Source organism: Microvirga sp. TS319, from assembly GCF_041276405.1.
Classification (GTDB): Bacteria; Pseudomonadota; Alphaproteobacteria; order Rhizobiales; family Beijerinckiaceae; genus Microvirga.
Genome location: NZ_JBGGGT010000002.1, coordinates 271,127 through 287,058, shown reverse-complemented (window position 1 = coordinate 287,058; position 15,932 = coordinate 271,127). Strand labels below are relative to the sequence as shown.

Annotated in this window: 13 protein-coding genes and 1 pseudogene; 2 read left to right on the top strand and 12 right to left on the bottom strand. The window is 64.7% G+C overall.

The window, feature by feature from the left end; translation table 11 throughout:
- Positions 1 to 27: 27 nt before the first annotated feature.
- Entirely contained in the window at positions 28 to 648 is a 621-nt protein-coding gene (locus tag AB8841_RS10785; RefSeq protein WP_370435853.1) for a class I SAM-dependent methyltransferase, read from the bottom strand.
- A 94-nt stretch (positions 649 to 742) separates the two neighbouring features.
- On the opposite strand from AB8841_RS10785, the gene AB8841_RS10780 reads away from it, so the two are divergent.
- On the top strand, positions 743 to 1,723 hold the full coding sequence (locus tag AB8841_RS10780) for a tyrosine recombinase XerC (RefSeq protein ID WP_370435852.1): 981 nt from the start codon (positions 743 to 745) through the stop codon (positions 1,721 to 1,723).
- 13 nt (positions 1,724 to 1,736) lie between these two features.
- Here AB8841_RS10780 and AB8841_RS10775 read toward each other — a convergent pair whose 3' ends face one another.
- The 8 genes from AB8841_RS10775 to AB8841_RS10740 all read right to left on the bottom strand — a co-directional run bounded on the left by AB8841_RS10775 (position 1,737) and on the right by AB8841_RS10740 (position 12,204).
- Positions 1,737 to 2,363, bottom strand: coding sequence for a thymidine kinase (locus AB8841_RS10775; RefSeq protein WP_370435851.1), 627 nt, complete (start codon positions 2,361 to 2,363; stop codon positions 1,737 to 1,739).
- A 9-nt stretch (positions 2,364 to 2,372) separates the two neighbouring features.
- Positions 2,373 to 3,773 carry a dihydrolipoyl dehydrogenase gene (gene lpdA / locus AB8841_RS10770; RefSeq protein ID WP_370435850.1) on the bottom strand — a complete coding sequence of 467 codons (1,401 nt, stop codon included), beginning with the start codon at positions 3,771 to 3,773 and terminating at the stop codon, positions 2,373 to 2,375.
- Between the two features lie 120 nt (positions 3,774 to 3,893).
- Complete coding sequence (odhB, locus tag AB8841_RS10765) at positions 3,894 to 5,120, bottom strand: 2-oxoglutarate dehydrogenase complex dihydrolipoyllysine-residue succinyltransferase (RefSeq protein ID WP_370435849.1); 1,227 nt, start codon at positions 5,118 to 5,120, stop codon at positions 3,894 to 3,896.
- A gap of 61 nt (positions 5,121 to 5,181) precedes the next feature.
- Positions 5,182 to 8,142, bottom strand: coding sequence for a 2-oxoglutarate dehydrogenase E1 component (locus AB8841_RS10760; RefSeq protein ID WP_370435848.1), 2,961 nt, complete (start codon positions 8,140 to 8,142; stop codon positions 5,182 to 5,184).
- A gap of 58 nt (positions 8,143 to 8,200) precedes the next feature.
- Positions 8,201 to 9,088: a succinate--CoA ligase subunit alpha gene (gene sucD, locus AB8841_RS10755; protein WP_370435847.1), complete on the bottom strand. Its 888-nt coding sequence runs from the start codon at positions 9,086 to 9,088 to the stop codon at positions 8,201 to 8,203.
- 12 nt (positions 9,089 to 9,100) lie between these two features.
- Positions 9,101 to 10,300 (bottom strand): ADP-forming succinate--CoA ligase subunit beta, encoded by a 1,200-nt coding sequence (gene sucC / locus AB8841_RS10750; protein WP_370435846.1) that lies wholly within the window; start codon positions 10,298 to 10,300, stop codon positions 9,101 to 9,103.
- A gap of 102 nt (positions 10,301 to 10,402) precedes the next feature.
- Complete coding sequence (gene mdh, locus AB8841_RS10745; RefSeq protein ID WP_370435845.1) at positions 10,403 to 11,365, bottom strand: malate dehydrogenase; 963 nt, start codon at positions 11,363 to 11,365, stop codon at positions 10,403 to 10,405.
- A 230-nt stretch (positions 11,366 to 11,595) separates the two neighbouring features.
- Positions 11,596 to 12,204: a TetR/AcrR family transcriptional regulator gene (locus AB8841_RS10740; RefSeq protein ID WP_370435844.1), complete on the bottom strand. Its 609-nt coding sequence runs from the start codon at positions 12,202 to 12,204 to the stop codon at positions 11,596 to 11,598.
- A gap of 348 nt (positions 12,205 to 12,552) precedes the next feature.
- Between AB8841_RS10740 and AB8841_RS10735 the strand changes: the two genes are divergently transcribed.
- A complete protein-coding gene (locus tag AB8841_RS10735) occupies positions 12,553 to 13,827 on the top strand; it encodes an NRAMP family divalent metal transporter (RefSeq protein ID WP_370435843.1) in 1,275 nt (424 codons plus the stop codon).
- Positions 13,828 to 13,833: 6 nt separating this feature from the next.
- Here AB8841_RS10735 and zapE read toward each other — a convergent pair whose 3' ends face one another.
- From zapE to AB8841_RS10720, 3 genes and pseudogenes are all read right to left on the bottom strand, one after another.
- Positions 13,834 to 15,018: a cell division protein ZapE gene (gene zapE / locus AB8841_RS10730; protein WP_370435842.1), complete on the bottom strand. Its 1,185-nt coding sequence runs from the start codon at positions 15,016 to 15,018 to the stop codon at positions 13,834 to 13,836.
- Between the two features lie 41 nt (positions 15,019 to 15,059).
- Positions 15,060 to 15,656, bottom strand: a complete 597-nt coding sequence (locus AB8841_RS10725; RefSeq protein WP_370435841.1) for an AprI/Inh family metalloprotease inhibitor — start codon at positions 15,654 to 15,656, stop codon at positions 15,060 to 15,062.
- Between the two features lie 149 nt (positions 15,657 to 15,805).
- Positions 15,806 to 15,907: pseudogene (locus AB8841_RS10720) on the bottom strand (succinate dehydrogenase iron-sulfur subunit); the annotation flags it as partial.
- Positions 15,908 to 15,932 lie beyond the last annotated feature (25 nt).

Genomic DNA, 15,932 nt, shown 5'->3' with positions numbered 1-15,932 from the left:
TCCATCTCGTGCATCGGGTCGCAATGCTTAGACCCGATTTTCCCTCTCGAAGGCAAGCAGGGTCCAGCTGACGTCGTGACGGCCGAGGACATCCGGAAAGTCGCAGCGCCGCAGAAGATGGAGGCCGGACGTCCTCGCCGCCGCAATCAACGGTCCGATCGGAATGGGGAACATGCACCGTCCCGGAGGAACGGGGCCCTTTCTGACGGTCATGAACAAGCGCCCGCCCGGAGCGAGCCGATGAACGATGTTCGGAAGCGCTCTCTCACGCTCGGCCTCGTCGAGATGCATCCACACGGCCGTCATCAGAATGAGATCGAAGCGGAGACCTTCGGCACGCAGTCGCGCGAGATCCGGCAGGGCGTCGTCCGTCCATACGATGCCGTGATCGGGATGAAGACGCCGGGCATGAGCGCGCATTTCCGCCGTCGGCTCGGCCGCGTGGACGCGAAATCCTCTGACCGCCAGCGCGGCCGCATCGCGGCCGGTTCCCGCGCCGATATCGAGGGCCAGGCCTCTTTTCGGGAGAAGATCCAGGACCGGACGATAGACGTCCTCGAAGGTAATGCTCTCATACGAATCGACCAGCGAATCGGCCGCCTCGGCATAGCCGGCGATTCCCGGCACCTGTCCCTCATCGGCGCTCACATCCATCCTCCCCATGGGGATAGAACATTGTTCATGCCCTCCAATGGACCTCCTGTTTCATCATTTGGCAAGGTCGCCATCCGATATTGAGCCCGTGACCAACGGACAGAACCAACCTTCAGCCCTCGATCTCGTGCTGCCCGGCGCGGAGGATACGCGCCGGGAGGTGATCGCCTGGCTCAACGGCCTTGCGAAGGAGCGGCGGCTCTCGCCCAAGACCGTGGAGGCCTATGGGCGCGACCTGCGGCAGTTCCTGACCTTCCTGACGGAGCATCTGGGCGAACCTCCCTCCATCAGGGGCGTGCTTGGCCTGAAGCCGCTCGATATCCGGTCCTTTCTCGCCGCCCGCCGCATGAAAGGGGTGGGGAGCCGCTCCCTCATGCGCCAGCTCGCGGCTTTGCGCTCCTTCGCCCGCCATCTCGAGCGGGAGGGCCACGGCACGGCCTCCGCCTTTGCGGCGATCCGCTCGCCGAAGGTCGACAAGAACCTGCCTCGCCCCCTCTCCGCCTCCTCGGCCGTTGCGGTGACCGACAAGGAGACCCGCGCCTCCGAGGCCCGCAAGCCGTGGATCCTGGCGCGCGACGCCGCCGTGCTGTCGCTGCTCTACGGCGCGGGCCTGCGCATTTCCGAGGCGCTCGGCCTCCAGCGCCGGGATGCCCCTGTCAACGGGGTCGATTCGATCACGGTGACGGGCAAGGGCAGCAAAATGCGCAGCGTTCCCGTGATTCCGCCGATCCAGCGCGCGGTGGAGGAATACCTGCACCTTTGCCCGTACGCGGTCCCGCCGGAAGGCCCGCTCTTCGTCGGCGCGCGCGGCGGACCGTTGTCGCCCCGCATCATCCAGCTCGCGGTGGAGGAGTTGCGCGGCGCTTTGGGACTGCCCGACAGCGCGACGCCGCACGCCCTGCGCCATTCGTTCGCCACGCATCTTCTCGCCAAGGGCGGCGATCTGCGCGGCATCCAGGAGCTTCTGGGCCATGCGTCGCTCTCGACGACGCAGCTCTACACGAAGGTGGATGCGGCACGGCTCATGGATGCTTTCAACGCAGCGCATCCGAGGGCGCGGGTCAAGTAGCCCACAGCCGTTGTTATTCCGCCGCGATGACGGCCCGGGCGAGAAGCTGGCGCGCGGCGGGGCCGATGTCGCCCTTCATCCAATGCGGACGGCAGACCGATACGTAGCGGTTCTCGCCGCCGACCTCGACCACCTCGCCCGAACGCACGGGCTCGCCGTTTGGGTCGAACTTCAGGATCATCGTGGCCTTTCGGCCGCAATGGCAGAGCTGCTTGATTTCCTGAAAGTCGTCGGCCAGGGCCATCATCGCCTGGATCGCTTCGCTGAACAGCGTGCCGTACACGTTGTTCTTGAGGCCGTAGGCCATGACCGGGATGCCGAGCTCATCGACGATCCAGGCGAGTTGGCGGACCTGATCGGCCGTCATGAACTGCACCTCGTCGATGAGGATTGCCGTGACCTTCCTCCTGGCGTGCTCGGCCGCCACGATGGCGTCGACGGCCTCGTCCTTCCTCAGAACCGTCGCATCGGCTTCGATGCCGATGCGCGATTTCACCTTGCCGACGCCGAACCGGTCGTCGATGGGGCTCGTGAACAGCAGCACATGGCCGCCGTTCTCGATGTAGTTGTGACGAACCTGCAGGAGATGCGTGGTCTTGCCTGCGTTCATCACCGAGTAGAGGAAGTGAAGTTTTGCCATGAATCCATATTACATATGGATGGCGCGCTTCTCTACCGCGAGGGCTGCTTCCTTCACAGCTTCCGCGAGCGTGGGGTGCGCGTGGCAGGTGCGGGCGATGTCCTCGGACGAAGCGCCGAACTCCATGGCGATGGCCGCCTCGTGGATGAGGTTGCCGGCCTCGGGACCGATGATATGCACGCCGAGCACCTTGTCGGTGGAAGCGTCCGCCAGGATCTTCACGAAGCCGTCCGTGGTCCGGTTCACCTTGGCGCGGCCGTTGGCCGTGAAGGGGAACTTGCCGACATTGTATGCGACGCTCGCGGCTTTCAGTTCCTCTTCCGTCTTGCCGACGGAGGCGACCTCGGGGAACGTGTAGACCACGCTCGGGATCACGTCGTAGTTCACGTGGCCTGCCTTGCCGGCGAGAATCTCCGCCACCGCGACGCCCTCGTCCTCGGCCTTGTGCGCGAGCATCGGGCCGGCGATTACGTCGCCGATAGCGTAGATGCCCGTGACGTTCGTGGCGAAATGCGCGTCGGTCTGAATACGACCGCGGCTGTCGAGCTGGACGCCCACATGGTCGAGGCCGAGGCCCTGCGTATAGGGCACGCGGCCCACGGCCACGAGCACCACATCGGCTTCGATGGTCTCTGCGGCGCCGCCGGCAGCGGGCTCATAGGTGAGCGTCGCGCCCTTGTCGGTCTTCTCGACGCCGGTGACCTTCGCGCCGAGCTTGAACTGGAAGCCCTGCTTGGACAGGATGCGCTGGAAGTTCTTGGCGACCTCGCCGTCCATGCCGGGCAGGATGCGGTCGAGATATTCCACGACCGTCACCTCGGAGCCGAGACGGCGCCAGACGGAGCCGAGCTCGAGGCCGATCACGCCGGCGCCGATCACCACGAGGCGCTTCGGAACGCCGTCGAGTTCGAGCGCTCCGGTGGAGGAGACAACCACCTTCTCGTCGATCTCGATTCCGGGCAGACGCGTCACGTCGGAGCCCGTGGCGATGAGAATGTTCTTGGTCTGGAGAACCTGGTTGGAGCCGTCCTCAGCTTTCACCTCGACCTGGCCGACGGCGGCGATGCGCGCGGTGCCGTGGAAGGCGTCGATCTTGTTCTTCTTGAGCAGGAACTCGACGCCCTTGGTGTTGCCGTCGACGCCTTCCTGCTTGAAGGCCTGCATGGTCGTCAGATCGAGCTTCGGGGCGGAGACGCCGATGCCGAGACCGGCGAAGTGATCGCGCGCGTCCTCGAACATATGCGAGGCATGGAGCAGCGCCTTCGAGGGGATGCAGCCCACGTTGAGGCAGGTGCCGCCATGGGTCTTGCGCTTCTCGACGACGGCGGTCTTGAGGCCGAGCTGCGCGGCCCGGATGGCGGCCACGTAGCCGCCGGGACCCGTGCCGATGACGATGAGGTCGTAGGACATCTTTTGTCTCCACTTAACGCGATGCCCGGACCTGGTCCGGGCATCCACGTCTTGTCAGAAGGTTTGAAGTCGTGGATGGCCGGGGCGAGCCCGGCCATGACGCTGAACGGAAGATGATTCTTACAGGTCGAGAACGAGGCGGGCCGGATCCTCGAGGGCGTCCTTGACGCGCACGAGGAAGGTCACGGCTTCCTTGCCGTCGACGATGCGGTGATCGTAGGACAGCGCGAGATACATCATCGGGCGCACGACCACCTGGCCGTTGCGGACCACGGGGCGCTCCTCGATGCGGTGCATGCCCAGAATGCCCGATTGCGGCGCATTGAGGATCGGCGTCGACATGAGCGAGCCGTAGATGCCGCCGTTGGTGATGGTGAAAGTACCGCCCTGCATCTCGTCGATGCCGAGCTTGCCGTCGCGGGCGCGGCGTCCGAAATCGGCGATGGTCTTCTCGATGCCGGCAACCGAAAGCAGATCCGCGTTGCGCACCACAGGAACCACGAGACCCTTCTCGGTGCCGACCGCGATGCCGATGTGGTAGTAGTTCTTGTAGACGAGGTCCTGTCCGTCGATCTCGGCGTTCACGGCCGGAACGTCCTTCAGGGCCTGGATCACGGCCTTGGTGAAGAAGCCCATGAAGCCGAGCTTGGTGCCGTGCTTCTTCTCGAACACGTCCTTGTACTGGCTGCGCAGGTTCATCACGGCGCTCATGTCCACGTCGTTGAACGTGGTGAGCATGGCGGCGGTGTTCTGGGCGTCCTTGAGGCGGCGCGCGATGGTCTGGCGCAGCTTCGTCATCTTCACGCGCTCTTCGCGCTCGGCATCGACCGGAGCGGAGGGAGCCCGCACGGAGACCGGAGCGGCAGGGGCCGGAGCCGCAGCGCCGGTGGCGATCGCGGCGAGCATGTCGCCCTTCGTCACGCGGCCGTCCTTGCCGGTGCCGGAAACGCCTGCCGGGCTGACGCCGCTTTCGGCCGCCAGACGGGCCACGGCGGGGCCGTGAGCCTGGGCGGCGCCGGGGGCGGCCGGAGCCGGAGCTGAAACGGCAGGAGCCGGAGCCGCAGCCTTGGGAGCCTCGGCCTTGGGGGCGGGAGCCGAGGCAGCCGCGCCGCCTTCGACGATCGAGCCGAGCACCGCGCCCGGTGCGACCGTCTCGCCGTCCTTGGCGACGATCTCGCCGAGAGTGCCGCTCGCAGGAGCATTGACCTCGAGAGTGACCTTGTCGGTCTCGAGCTCGAGAACGGGCTCGTCGGCCTTCACGGGATCGCCGGGCTTCTTGAACCAGCGGCCGATGGTGGCCTCTGAAACGGATTCGCCGAGAGTGGGTACGCGGATTTCGGTTGCCATGTTCGTTCTAGTCTTTTCGGGCGTGCCGGGGCACGGGGACAGGATGGGAGCCTTCGCGGGGTTAAGCCGCGAAAGCCTCGTCGAGGAATGCCTGGAGCTGGGCGAGATGCTTGGACATCAGGCCGGTGGCGGTGGCGGCGGAAGCGGGACGGCCCACATAGCGCGGACGGTCCACCTTGGAGCCTGCCGTCTTGAGCACCCATTCGAGATAGGGCTCGACGAAGTTCCAGGAGCCCATGTTCTTCGGCTCCTCCTGGCACCACACCACATCGGCCTTCTTGAAGCGCGAGAGCTCGGCCGCCAGCGACTTTGCCGGGAAGGGATAGAGCTGCTCGACGCGCAGGAGGTAGACGTCGTCCAGCCCGCGCTTCTCGCGCTCTTCGAGCAGGTCGTAATAGACCTTGCCGGTGCAGATCACCACGCGCCGGATCTTGTCGTCCTTGACCAGCTTGACGCCCTCGCGGCCCGTCTGCGCATCGTCCTGCAGAACGCGATGGAAGGACGTTCCCTCCGAGATTGCGGCAAGCGTCGAGGTGCAGCGCTTGTGACGCAGCAGGCTCTTCGGCGTCATCAGGATGAGCGGCTTGCGGAAGTCGCGCTTCAGCTGACGGCGCAGGATGTGGAAGTAGTTGGCGGGCGTCGAGCAGTAGGCCACCTGCATGTTGTCCTCGGCGCACATCTGGAGATAGCGCTCCAGACGGGCGGAGGAGTGCTCGGGGCCCTGGCCTTCATAGCCGTGCGGCAGAAGGCATACGAGACCCGACATGCGCAGCCACTTGCGCTCGCCCGACGAGATGAACTGGTCGAACACCACCTGCGCGCCGTTGGCGAAGTCGCCGAACTGCGCCTCCCACAGGGTCAGCGCGTTCGGCTCGGAGAGCGTGTAGCCGTATTCGAAGCCCAGCACCGCCTCTTCCGAGAGCATCGAGTTGATGACCTCGTAGCGGGCCTGCTTCTCGCTGATGTGGTTGAGGTTGGTGTAACGCTCCTCGTTCTCCTGGTCGGTGAGGACGGAGTGGCGCTGCGAGAAGGTGCCGCGCTCGCAATCCTGGCCGGACAGGCGCACGCGATGGCCTTCGACGAGCAGTGAACCGAAGGCGAGCGCCTCGGCCATGGCCCAGTCGATCCCCTCGCCGGTTTCCAGCATCTTCTTGCGGTTGTCGAGGAAGCGCTGGATCGTGCGGTGAACGTGGAATCCTTCCGGAACCGAGGTCAGAGCCTTGCCGATCTGCTGCAGAGTCTCGACCGACACGCCCGTCTTGCCGCGGCGCGGATCGTCCTGGTCCTCGCGCACGGCCTTGAGGCCCGACCAGCGGCCGTCGAGCCAATCGGCCTTGTTGGGCTTGTAGTTGGATGCGATGTCGAACTCGGCGTCGAGCTTGGAGCGCCAGCTGTTCCTCATCTCCTCGATGTCGGCCTCAGTGACGATTCCCTCGTCCCGGAGCTTCCTGGTATAGATCTCCATGATCGACGGATGCGACCGGATCTTGCGGTACATCAGCGGCTGCGTGAACGACGGCTCATCGCCTTCGTTGTGACCGAAGCGGCGGTAGCAGAACATGTCGATGACGACGGGCTTCTGGAAGCGCTGACGGTATTCGGTCGCAACCTTGGCGGCGAACACCACGGCCTCCGGGTCGTCGCCGTTCACGTGGAAGATCGGCGCCTCGACCATCTTGGCCACGTCGGACGGATAAGGCGAGGAGCGCGAGAAGCGCGGATCGGTCGTGAAGCCGATCTGGTTGTTGATGATGAAATGGATCGATCCGCCGGTGCGGTGACCGCGCAGGCCGGATAGCCCGAAGCATTCCGCCACGACTCCCTGGCCCGCGAAGGCGGCGTCGCCGTGGATGAGGAGCGGCATCACCGCGCTGCGGTTGTCCGGCGTGCAGCCGTGCTGGTCCTGCTTGGCGCGAACCTTGCCGAGCACCACGGGATCGACGATCTCGAGGTGCGAGGGGTTCGCCGTGAGCGACAGGTGGACGTTGTTGCCGTCGAAGGTGCGATCCGAGGAAGCGCCCAGATGGTACTTCACGTCGCCGGAGCCTTCCACGTCGTCGGGCGCGAAGGAGCCGCCCTTGAATTCGTGGAACAGGGCGCGGTGGGGCTTGCCCATCACCTGCGTGAGAACGTTGAGGCGGCCGCGATGGGCCATGCCGAGCACGATCTCCTGCACGCCGAGATTGCCGCCGCGCTTGATGATCTGTTCAAGCGCCGGAATGAGCGACTCGCTGCCGTCCAGGCCGAAACGCTTGGTGCCGGTGTATTTGAGATCGAGAAACTTCTCGAAGCCCTCGGCCTCGACCAGCTTGTTGAGAATGGCGCGCTTGCCCTCCTTCGTGAAGGAGATCTCCTTATCGGGCCCTTCGATGCGCTCCTGGATCCAGGCCTTCTCGACCGGATCGGAGATATGCATGAATTCGACGCCGAGGGTCTGGCAATAGGTGCGCTCGAGGATTGCGACGATCTCGCGGATCGTGCCGAATTCGAGGCCGAGCACGTTGTCGAGGAAGATCTTGCGGTCCCAATCGGCCTCCGTGAAACCGTAGTGGGACGGATGCAGTTCCTCGTCGCTCTGACGCGGATTGATGCCGAGCGGATCGAGCTTGGCGTGGAGGTGGCCGCGCACCCGATAGGCGCGGATCAGCATGATGGCGCGCACGGAATCGCGGGTCGCCTGCTGCACGTCGGCCTGACTGATCTCGGCGCCCTTGTCTTTGGCCTTCGCCTTGATCTTGTCGCCGACGGCTTTTTCGACCTGGGCCCAGTTTCCGTCGAGCGCGGAGATCAGCTCGCCGTTGGCGTGGATCGGCCAGTTCGGCTTTTCCCAGGAGGGACCTTTGGCAGCCTTCTCGACAGCCTGCTTGTCGTCCTTCAACGCGCCGAAGAACGCCTGCCACTCGGCATCGACCGAGGACGGATCCTTCTCGTAGCGGGCCTGGAGTTCCTCGATATAGGACGCGTTGGCCCCATAGAGGAAAGCGGTGTTCAGGAAGTTTTCGTTGGCGTCTTGGCGTGCCATGGCAACCTACAATCCAAAAGCTGATCGGCCGCCCCGACAGCGGGGCGGCCTGTTCTCGTTATTGACCCTTGAGAACCTCGACGAGAGTCTTGCCGAGGCGGGCGGGGGATGGCGATACGCGGATGCCCGCCGCTTCCATGGCGGCGATCTTGTCTTCCGCACCGCCCTTGCCGCCGGAGATGATCGCGCCGGCGTGGCCCATGCGGCGTCCGGGAGGCGCCGTCCGGCCGGCAATGAAGCCGACCATCGGCTTCTTGCGGCCCTTCTTGGCCTCGCGGGCAATGAACTCGGCCGCCTCTTCCTCGGCCGAACCGCCGATCTCGCCGATCATGATGATCGATTCCGTCTTGGGATCGGAGAGGAACATGTCGAGCATGTCGATGAACTCGGTGCCCTTGACCGGATCGCCGCCGATGCCGACGGCGGTGGTCTGGCCGAGGCCCTCGCTCGTGGTCTGGAACACGGCCTCGTAGGTCAGCGTGCCGGAGCGCGACACGATGCCGACGGAGCCCGGCTTGAAGATGTTGGCCGGCATGATGCCGATCTTCGATTCACCCGCCGTCACGATGCCGGGGCAGTTCGGGCCGATGAGGCGGGACTTGGAGCCCGAGAGCGAGCGCTTCACCTTCACCATGTCCTGCACCGGAATGCCTTCCGTGATGCAGACGATGAGCGGGATCTCGGCGGCGATCGCCTCGCAAATGGCGTCGGCCGCACCCGGCGGCGGAACATAGACCACGGAAGCGTCGGCGCCGGTCGCCTCGCGGGCTTCCATCACCGTGTCGAACACGGGAAGGCCCAGATGCGTGGAGCCGCCCTTGCCCGGCGAGGTGCCGCCGACCATCTTGGTGCCGTAGGCGATGGCCTGCTCGGAGTGGAAGGTCCCGTTCTTGCCGGTGAAGCCCTGGCAGATGACCTTGGTATTCTTGTCGATCAGGATGGACATCAGCTCGAAACCTTACTTTCCGCCGCGCACGGCGTTCACGATCTTCTGGGCGGCGTCGTCGAGATCGTCCGCCGGGATCACGTTGAGGCCCGACTCGCGGATGATCTTCTTGCCCTCTTCGACGTTCGTGCCCTCGAGGCGGACCACCAGCGGAACCTGCAGGCCGACCGCCTTCACGGCGGCGAGAACGCCGCGCGCGATGACGTCGCACTTCATGATGCCGCCGAAGATGTTGACGAGAATGCCCTTCACGTTCGGGTCGGCCGTGATGATCTTGAACGCCGCCGTCACCTTCTCTTCGGAAGCGCCGCCGCCGACATCGAGGAAGTTCGCGGGCTCTTCGCCGTAGAGCTTGATGATGTCCAGCGTCGCCATGGCAAGACCCGCGCCGTTGACCATGCAGCCGATGGTGCCGTCGAGGGCGATATAGGCGAGGTCGTACTTGGAGGCCTCGATCTCCTTCTCGTCCTCTTCCGTGATGTCGCGGAGCGCAACCACGTCGGGGTGACGGTAGAGAGCGTTGCCGTCGAAGGAGATCTTGGCGTCGAGGCACTTGAGGTGACCGTCCTGGGTGACGATCAGCGGGTTGATCTCGAGCATCTCCATGTCCTTCGCGGTGAAGGCCTTGTAGAGCTTCGTGACCAGATCCTCGGCCTCCTTGGCAAGCGGGCCTTTGAGGCCGAGAGCCTTGGCGACCGTGCGGCCGTGATGCGGCATGATGCCGGTGGCCGGATCGACCGAGAAGGTGACGATCTTCTCAGGAGTATCGTGGGCGACCTGCTCGATGTCCATGCCGCCCTCGGTGGAGACGACGAAGGCGACCTGACCCGTGGCGCGGTCGACGAGCATGGAGAGGTAGAGCTCGCGCTCGATGTCGGAGCCGTCCTCGATGTAGAGGCGGTTGACCTGCTTGCCGGCCTCGCCGGTCTGCACGGTCACGAGGGTCTTGCCGAGCATCTGCTTGGCGAATTCCTTCACCTCCTCGACCGACTTGGCGAGCCGCACGCCGCCCTTCTCGCCGGCCTCGGCCTCTTTGAACTTGCCCTTGCCGCGGCCGCCCGCGTGGATCTGGGACTTCACGACCCAGAGAGGGCCGCCGAGCTGCTTTGCAGCGGCCTCCGCCTCTTCAGCGGAGAAGATGGCGACGCCGTTGGAGACGGGCAGGCCGAACTCCCGCAGAACGGCTTTGCCCTGATATTCATGGATATTCATGTGTTTTCCTCTCCGTCATGCCAGGACTCGCCCCGGCATCCACGCCCTCGAAGCGTGGCGGTTGAAGACGTGGATGGCCGGCCCGGCCATGACGTACGGTGTTTATGCAAGCGACGGATTGATCTGTTTGCAGGCGTCCACGAGGCCCTGCACGGAAGCGACCGACTTGTCGAACATGGCCTTCTCGTCCGCCGAGAACTCGACCTCGACGACGCGCTCCACGCCGTTCTCGCCGATCACGATCGGCACGCCGACGAACATATCCGTCACGCCATACTGGCCGTTCAGGTAGGCGGCGCAGGGCAGAACACGCTTCTTGTCCTTCAGGTAGCTCTCGGCCATGGCGATGGCGGAAGCGGCCGGAGCGTAGAAGGCCGATCCGGTCTTGAGCAGGTTGACGATTTCGCCGCCGCCCTTCCGGGTGCGCTCGACCATGGCGTCCAGCTTCTCCTGGCTCGTCCAGCCCATCTTGACGAGGTCGGGCAGCGGAACGCCGGCGACCGTGGAATAACGCACGAGCGGCACCATGTCGTCGCCGTGGCCGCCGAGCACGAAGGCGGTCACGTCCTCGACCGATACGTTGAATTCCTCGGCCAGGAAGTGGCGGAAGCGGGCGCTGTCGAGAACGCCGGCCATGCCGACGATCTTCTCAGGGGCCACTCCGGAGAATTTCTGGAGAGCCCAGACCATCGCGTCGAGCGGGTTGGTGATGCAGATGACGAAGGCGTTCGGGGCGTATTGCTTGATCCCGTTGCCGACCGCTTCCATGACCTTCAGGTTGATGCCGATCAGGTCGTCGCGGCTCATGCCGGGCTTGCGCGGCACGCCGGCCGTGACGATGATCACGTCGGCGCCCGCGATGGCGGCGTAGTCGTTCGCGCCCTTGTACTTGGCGTCGAAGCCGTCGACCGGCGCGGATTCCGCAATGTCGAGACCTTTGCCCTGGGGAATGCCTTCCGCGATGTCGAAGAGAACGACGTCGCCGAGTTCCTTCAAGCCGACGAGATGGGCGAGCGTTCCGCCGATCTGGCCTGCACCGATGAGCGCGATCTTTTTCCGGGCCATGGTCTGTCCTTGGATGTTGGTAAGGGCTAGCACCCTATAAAAGGTGGCGCTCTTTGACACCAGAAATGGGGACGCTTCAAGCCAGCAAAAGGTTAACGGGCAGGGCCCTGGGCTGACCCGAGCCCGGCCGCCGGTCGGGACGCTTGAAATAAGCCCCTTTTTTCAATGTCTTACTAGCCCACGGGTGCGGCAATATTTCCTGTTACATTTTTCCAAAAATGTAACCAACCCTAGATCGTACCGATCTCGAGAGACCGGAGAATGACTCTGATCATCGCGGCCAGACGCTGGTCCAGGATATCCTGCGGCACGTCCGCATCGAGGCGGACCGTCAGGGGATTGATGAAGCGATAGACGGCATCGCTGATGAAATGAAGGGCCCTTTCCCGGTCCCGCGGATCGAATTTTCCCGTGACGATGCCTTCGTCCAGCACCCGCTCGATGAGCACCCTCATCCGGGCGCGGTGCTTGCGCACGAGGGCTCTGGAGGTCTCGGTGGCGGAGCAATAGACACTAAAGAGGTGGCGATCCTCCTTCAGGAGCTCCCGATGCGTATGGGCCCAGGCCTGGATCAGCCGCTCCAGTTTGTCGTCTGCGGGGTCGGGCGAGTCGGCGATATCGGCGATGATCGCCTCCATCCGTCGCAGCCATTGCCCCGCGATCGCATCGATGAGGGCGGCCTTCGAGGCGAAGTAGCGGTAGACGTTGGCATGGGTCATGCCGGCGGCATCGGCAATGCCCACCACGGTCACGTGCTTGGGCCCGTGGCGGCGCAGCTGATCGGCCGCGATGTTGAGGAGCTGTACGTCCACCGGCACCGTATGGCGCGCGTTCTTCATGATGTCCGGCCCGGATCGGAGAAGATCGGAACCGGCCCGGCCGGATCGATCCTCAAGTCTTGAGAATGCCTCGGCAGCGATAGCATCGCCCCGGAACCCGCGCCAGACGGTAACCAAGCTCGAAGACCCTCGCTCCCCGCATCTTCTACGGCATCGGGTGTGAAATCGAACCTACGTCCTATGTTTTAAGGGCATGTTATTGCGGATCTTTTCATGCAAGACCGGTTCCCGCTTTCGCGTTCGATGCTCCATAGAGGGAGCATCGGATGCAATCCCAAAAGCGGGTTCCCCTTTTCACGTCCGATGCTCCGGGCAGGCGCCAAGGCGGAATTTCTGTTAGAATCGAGCATGGCCAAGCCCGTGCCGAGACATCGCCGATCCCTGTTCAACCTGCTGGGTCCGGGTCTCGTCACCGGCGGGGCCGACGACGATCCCAGCGGAATCGCCACCTATTCCCAGGCGGGCGCCCAGACGGGTTTCGGCCTGCTCTGGACGGTGTTTCTGACCACGCCCTTCATGGCGGCCATTCAGATCATCAGCGCCCGGATCGGCGCGGTGACGGGGCGCGGGATCGTGGCGAATGCGCGAACCATCTATCCGCGCCCCGTCGTGTTGGCGCTGGTCGCCCTGCTCTGCGGCGCCAACATCATCAATATCGCGGCGGATCTCGCGGCGATGGGCGAGGCTCTTCGGATGCTGGTCGGCGGTCCGCCCCATGTCTACGCGGCCGTGTTCGGCCTCTTCTGCCTCGTGCTCGAGGTTTTCATCTCCTATCGGCGCTACGCCCCTTATCTGAAATGCCTGACCCTCGTCCTCTTCGCCTATGTGGCGGCGGCCTTCAGCGTCGACGTGCCCTGGCGCGAGGTTCTGGCCGCGACCGTCCTGCCGCATTTTTCGCCCCATGCGGATTATTGGTTCCTCGTGGTCGCCATCCTGGGCACCACCATCAGCCCCTATCTCTTCTTCTGGCAGGCCTCCGAAGAGGTGGAGGAGAACAATCTGAAGCACCTCAGGAGCTTCTCGCGCTCACCTCAAAGGGCGAAGGTCCGGCTCAACGACATCAGCATCGATACCTGCATCGGGATGGCTTTCTCCAATGCCGTCGCGTTCTTCATCATCGTGACGACCGCGGCGACGCTGCATGCGGGCGGCGTCACCGATATTCAGACCGCATCGCAGGCGGCCGAGGCCCTGCGCCCCATCGCAGGCCCCTTCACGTTCTTCGTGTTCGCCGCCGGAATCATCGGGACCGGCCTGATCGCGGTGCCGGTTCTCGGCGGCTCCGCCGCTTACGCGGTGGCCGATGCCTTCGGGTGGCGAAACAGCCTCGAACTGAATGTGCTCGAAGCCCGCGGGTTCTATCTCATCCTGGGCGGCGCAACGGCCCTGGGCATCCTGCTGGCATTTTCCGGAATCGACCCGATCAGGCTCCTGCTCTGGAGCGCCGTGATCAACGGCATCGCGGCCGCTCCCATCATGGGAATGATGATGGGCCTCGTCACCAGCCGGCGCGTGCTGGGCGATTATACGGTCAAGACATGGCTCGCCTGGGCCGGCTGGGGCGCAACCTTGCTGATGGCGTTTACGGTCGTCGGCCTGATCGCGAGCCTGTTTCTCGACTGACGGGCCTCAGGTTTCGACCAGACCTTCCGAACTGCCGGATTCCTCGCGTCCATGGGGAAGCGAGAGATAGTCCTCCGAGCGCATTTCGATGAGGCGCGACACGGTGCGGTCGAACTCGAACGCTTCGCGTCCCGTATCGGCATGATAAAGCTCGTGGACCTCGGCTTCGGCGGAAGCGAGCAGCTTCACGCGGGCATCGTAGAGCGCATCGACGAGCATGATGAAGCGCTTGGCCTCGTTGCGGCGCTCGAACGTCATCCTGGGGATGTCCTCGAGGATGACCGTCTCGTATTCGTCCGCGATGGCGAGGTAGTCGGCCGCGCCGAGCGGCTTGGAGCAGAGATCCGCGAAGGCGAAGCGCGCGACGCCGGAGGCGGCTTGCGGCACCTCGACGGGATGGCCCTTGACCGTGAGCGTCACGGGCTTGCCCTGCTCGCGGCCCGTCAGGCTCTTGAAGGCGCGTGTGAGCGCCGTGTGGGACCGCTCGTCGGCAGGCGTGTAGAAAACCGGACTGCCCGCGAGCTTTTCGAGTCGGAAATCCGTGCGGGATTCGAGCTTGAGGACGGTCATCCGCTCCTGCAGCAGGGCGATGAAGGGCAGGAAGAGCGCCCGGTTGAGGCCGCCCTCGTAAAGATTCTGCGGTTCCACATTGGAGGTGGCGACCACCACGACCCCATGGGCGAAGAGCGCCGTGAACAGCCGCCCCAGGATCATCGCGTCGGCGATGTCGGTGACGGTGAATTCGTCGAAGCAGAGAACCCAGGCCTCCGCGGCCAGGTCCTCGGCGACGGGCGCGATGGGATCGTCTCCCTTGACGACACCCGCCTTCAGCTTCTGCCGGAAGTCGTGGATGCGTTCATGCACATCGGCCATGAAGGCGTGGAAATGGACCCGGCGCTTGCGCCTGACCGGCAGCGCCTCGAAGAACAGGTCCATGAGCATGGTCTTGCCGCGTCCGACCGAGCCCCAGACGTAGAGGCCTTTCGGCGGCGCCGGATTTTTCTTGCTGAAGAGCCATCCCAGGGCGCTGGGCTTGCGGGCGAGGCGATAGCCGCCGAGACTGTTCGCCAGGACCTCGAGCTGCCGCAGAAGCTTCACCTGGGCGGGATCGCGCTCGATCGCCCCTGAGGCCACGAGCGCGTCGTAGCGGGCGGTAATGGATTGCGGGGGATGGAAATCGGTATCGGTCACGGATCAACCGATACCGTTCACCTGACGCAAGGGCAACGCGATTATCGCGACAGCGACAGCGGAGCGCCGGACTTGGCGAGCACGCCCGAGAGCCCCGACGAGGAACCGCGCAGGCGCGCCGCGACCGAGCCGCCGGTCTGATAGAGATAGACCTCGCCGTCGCGAAAATCCCAGGCGTTCACCTTCGAGAGGTCCTGGTTGGAGCAGCCCGAAGCCGACGCCCGGTAGAGGTCGAGCGCCGGCGTGCTCGACAGCTGGATGCGGCACGATTTCCCGGAGGCGTCGCGTGCGCTCCAGTTGCCGACCATGGCGGTGCGGCTGGAGGGCGCGGCAGGAGCTGGTGCGGCGGCCGGGGGCAAGCCGGCGACCTCCGTTCCGGGAGCCGGAGCGAGGCCCGAGCCCATGGGAGCTGGTGCACCGGCGATCGGCGGAAGCGGCTGACCTTCGATGGGGGCGAGCGGCGCGGACTCCACCGGCCCGGACGGGATCGCCTCGATCGGCGCGGGCGACACGGGCGCCGCGGATGCGCTGCCCACCCCCGGTCCGCTGAAGCGCGTGGAGGAGCATGCACCGAGCGCCAGCGTGGAACAGAGCGTTGCGGTCACGATCCAGGAGCGGCTCTTCATTGTGGTCCTCATGTTGCTGTCGCCTTGGGCACAGGGTTTCGGCGGCCCGTGTACGGGGAGTCGGACGTGTGCCGAGGAAATTCGGTGCCCGAAGTTATGGGAGCCGCACCAACAAAAAAAGGCGCACGAGGCGCCTTTTCGGAGGGTGTTGCAAAGAAGCGTCACACGGACCGCGCGGCCGTCATCTTCTTCGCCTCGGCAATCGCTTTTGTCGGGTTCAGGCCTTTCGGGCAGGTGTTGGCGCAGCTCATGATCGTGTGGCAGCAGGAGCTTCTCTGTCTCAGGGAT

Excerpts from the sequence above, each read along its gene's own strand:
- AB8841_RS10775 (WP_370435851.1), bottom strand. The coding sequence starts at position 2,363 with ATGGCAAAACTTCACTTCCTCTACTCGGTGATGAACGCAGGCAAGACC.
- lpdA (WP_370435850.1), bottom strand. The coding sequence starts at position 3,773 with ATGTCCTACGACCTCATCGTCATCGGCACGGGTCCCGGCGGCTACGTG.
- odhB (WP_370435849.1), bottom strand. The coding sequence starts at position 5,120 with ATGGCAACCGAAATCCGCGTACCCACTCTCGGCGAATCCGTTTCAGAG.
- AB8841_RS10760 (WP_370435848.1), bottom strand. The coding sequence starts at position 8,142 with ATGGCACGCCAAGACGCCAACGAAAACTTCCTGAACACCGCTTTCCTC.
- sucD (WP_370435847.1), bottom strand. The coding sequence starts at position 9,088 with ATGTCCATCCTGATCGACAAGAATACCAAGGTCATCTGCCAGGGCTTC.
- sucC (WP_370435846.1), bottom strand. The coding sequence starts at position 10,300 with ATGAATATCCATGAATATCAGGGCAAAGCCGTTCTGCGGGAGTTCGGC.
- mdh (WP_370435845.1), bottom strand. The coding sequence starts at position 11,365 with ATGGCCCGGAAAAAGATCGCGCTCATCGGTGCAGGCCAGATCGGCGGA.
- AB8841_RS10740 (WP_370435844.1), bottom strand. The coding sequence starts at position 12,204 with ATGAAGAACGCGCGCCATACGGTGCCGGTGGACGTACAGCTCCTCAAC.
- AB8841_RS10735 (WP_370435843.1), top strand. The coding sequence starts at position 12,553 with ATGGCCAAGCCCGTGCCGAGACATCGCCGATCCCTGTTCAACCTGCTG.
- AB8841_RS10725 (WP_370435841.1), bottom strand. The coding sequence starts at position 15,656 with ATGAGGACCACAATGAAGAGCCGCTCCTGGATCGTGACCGCAACGCTC.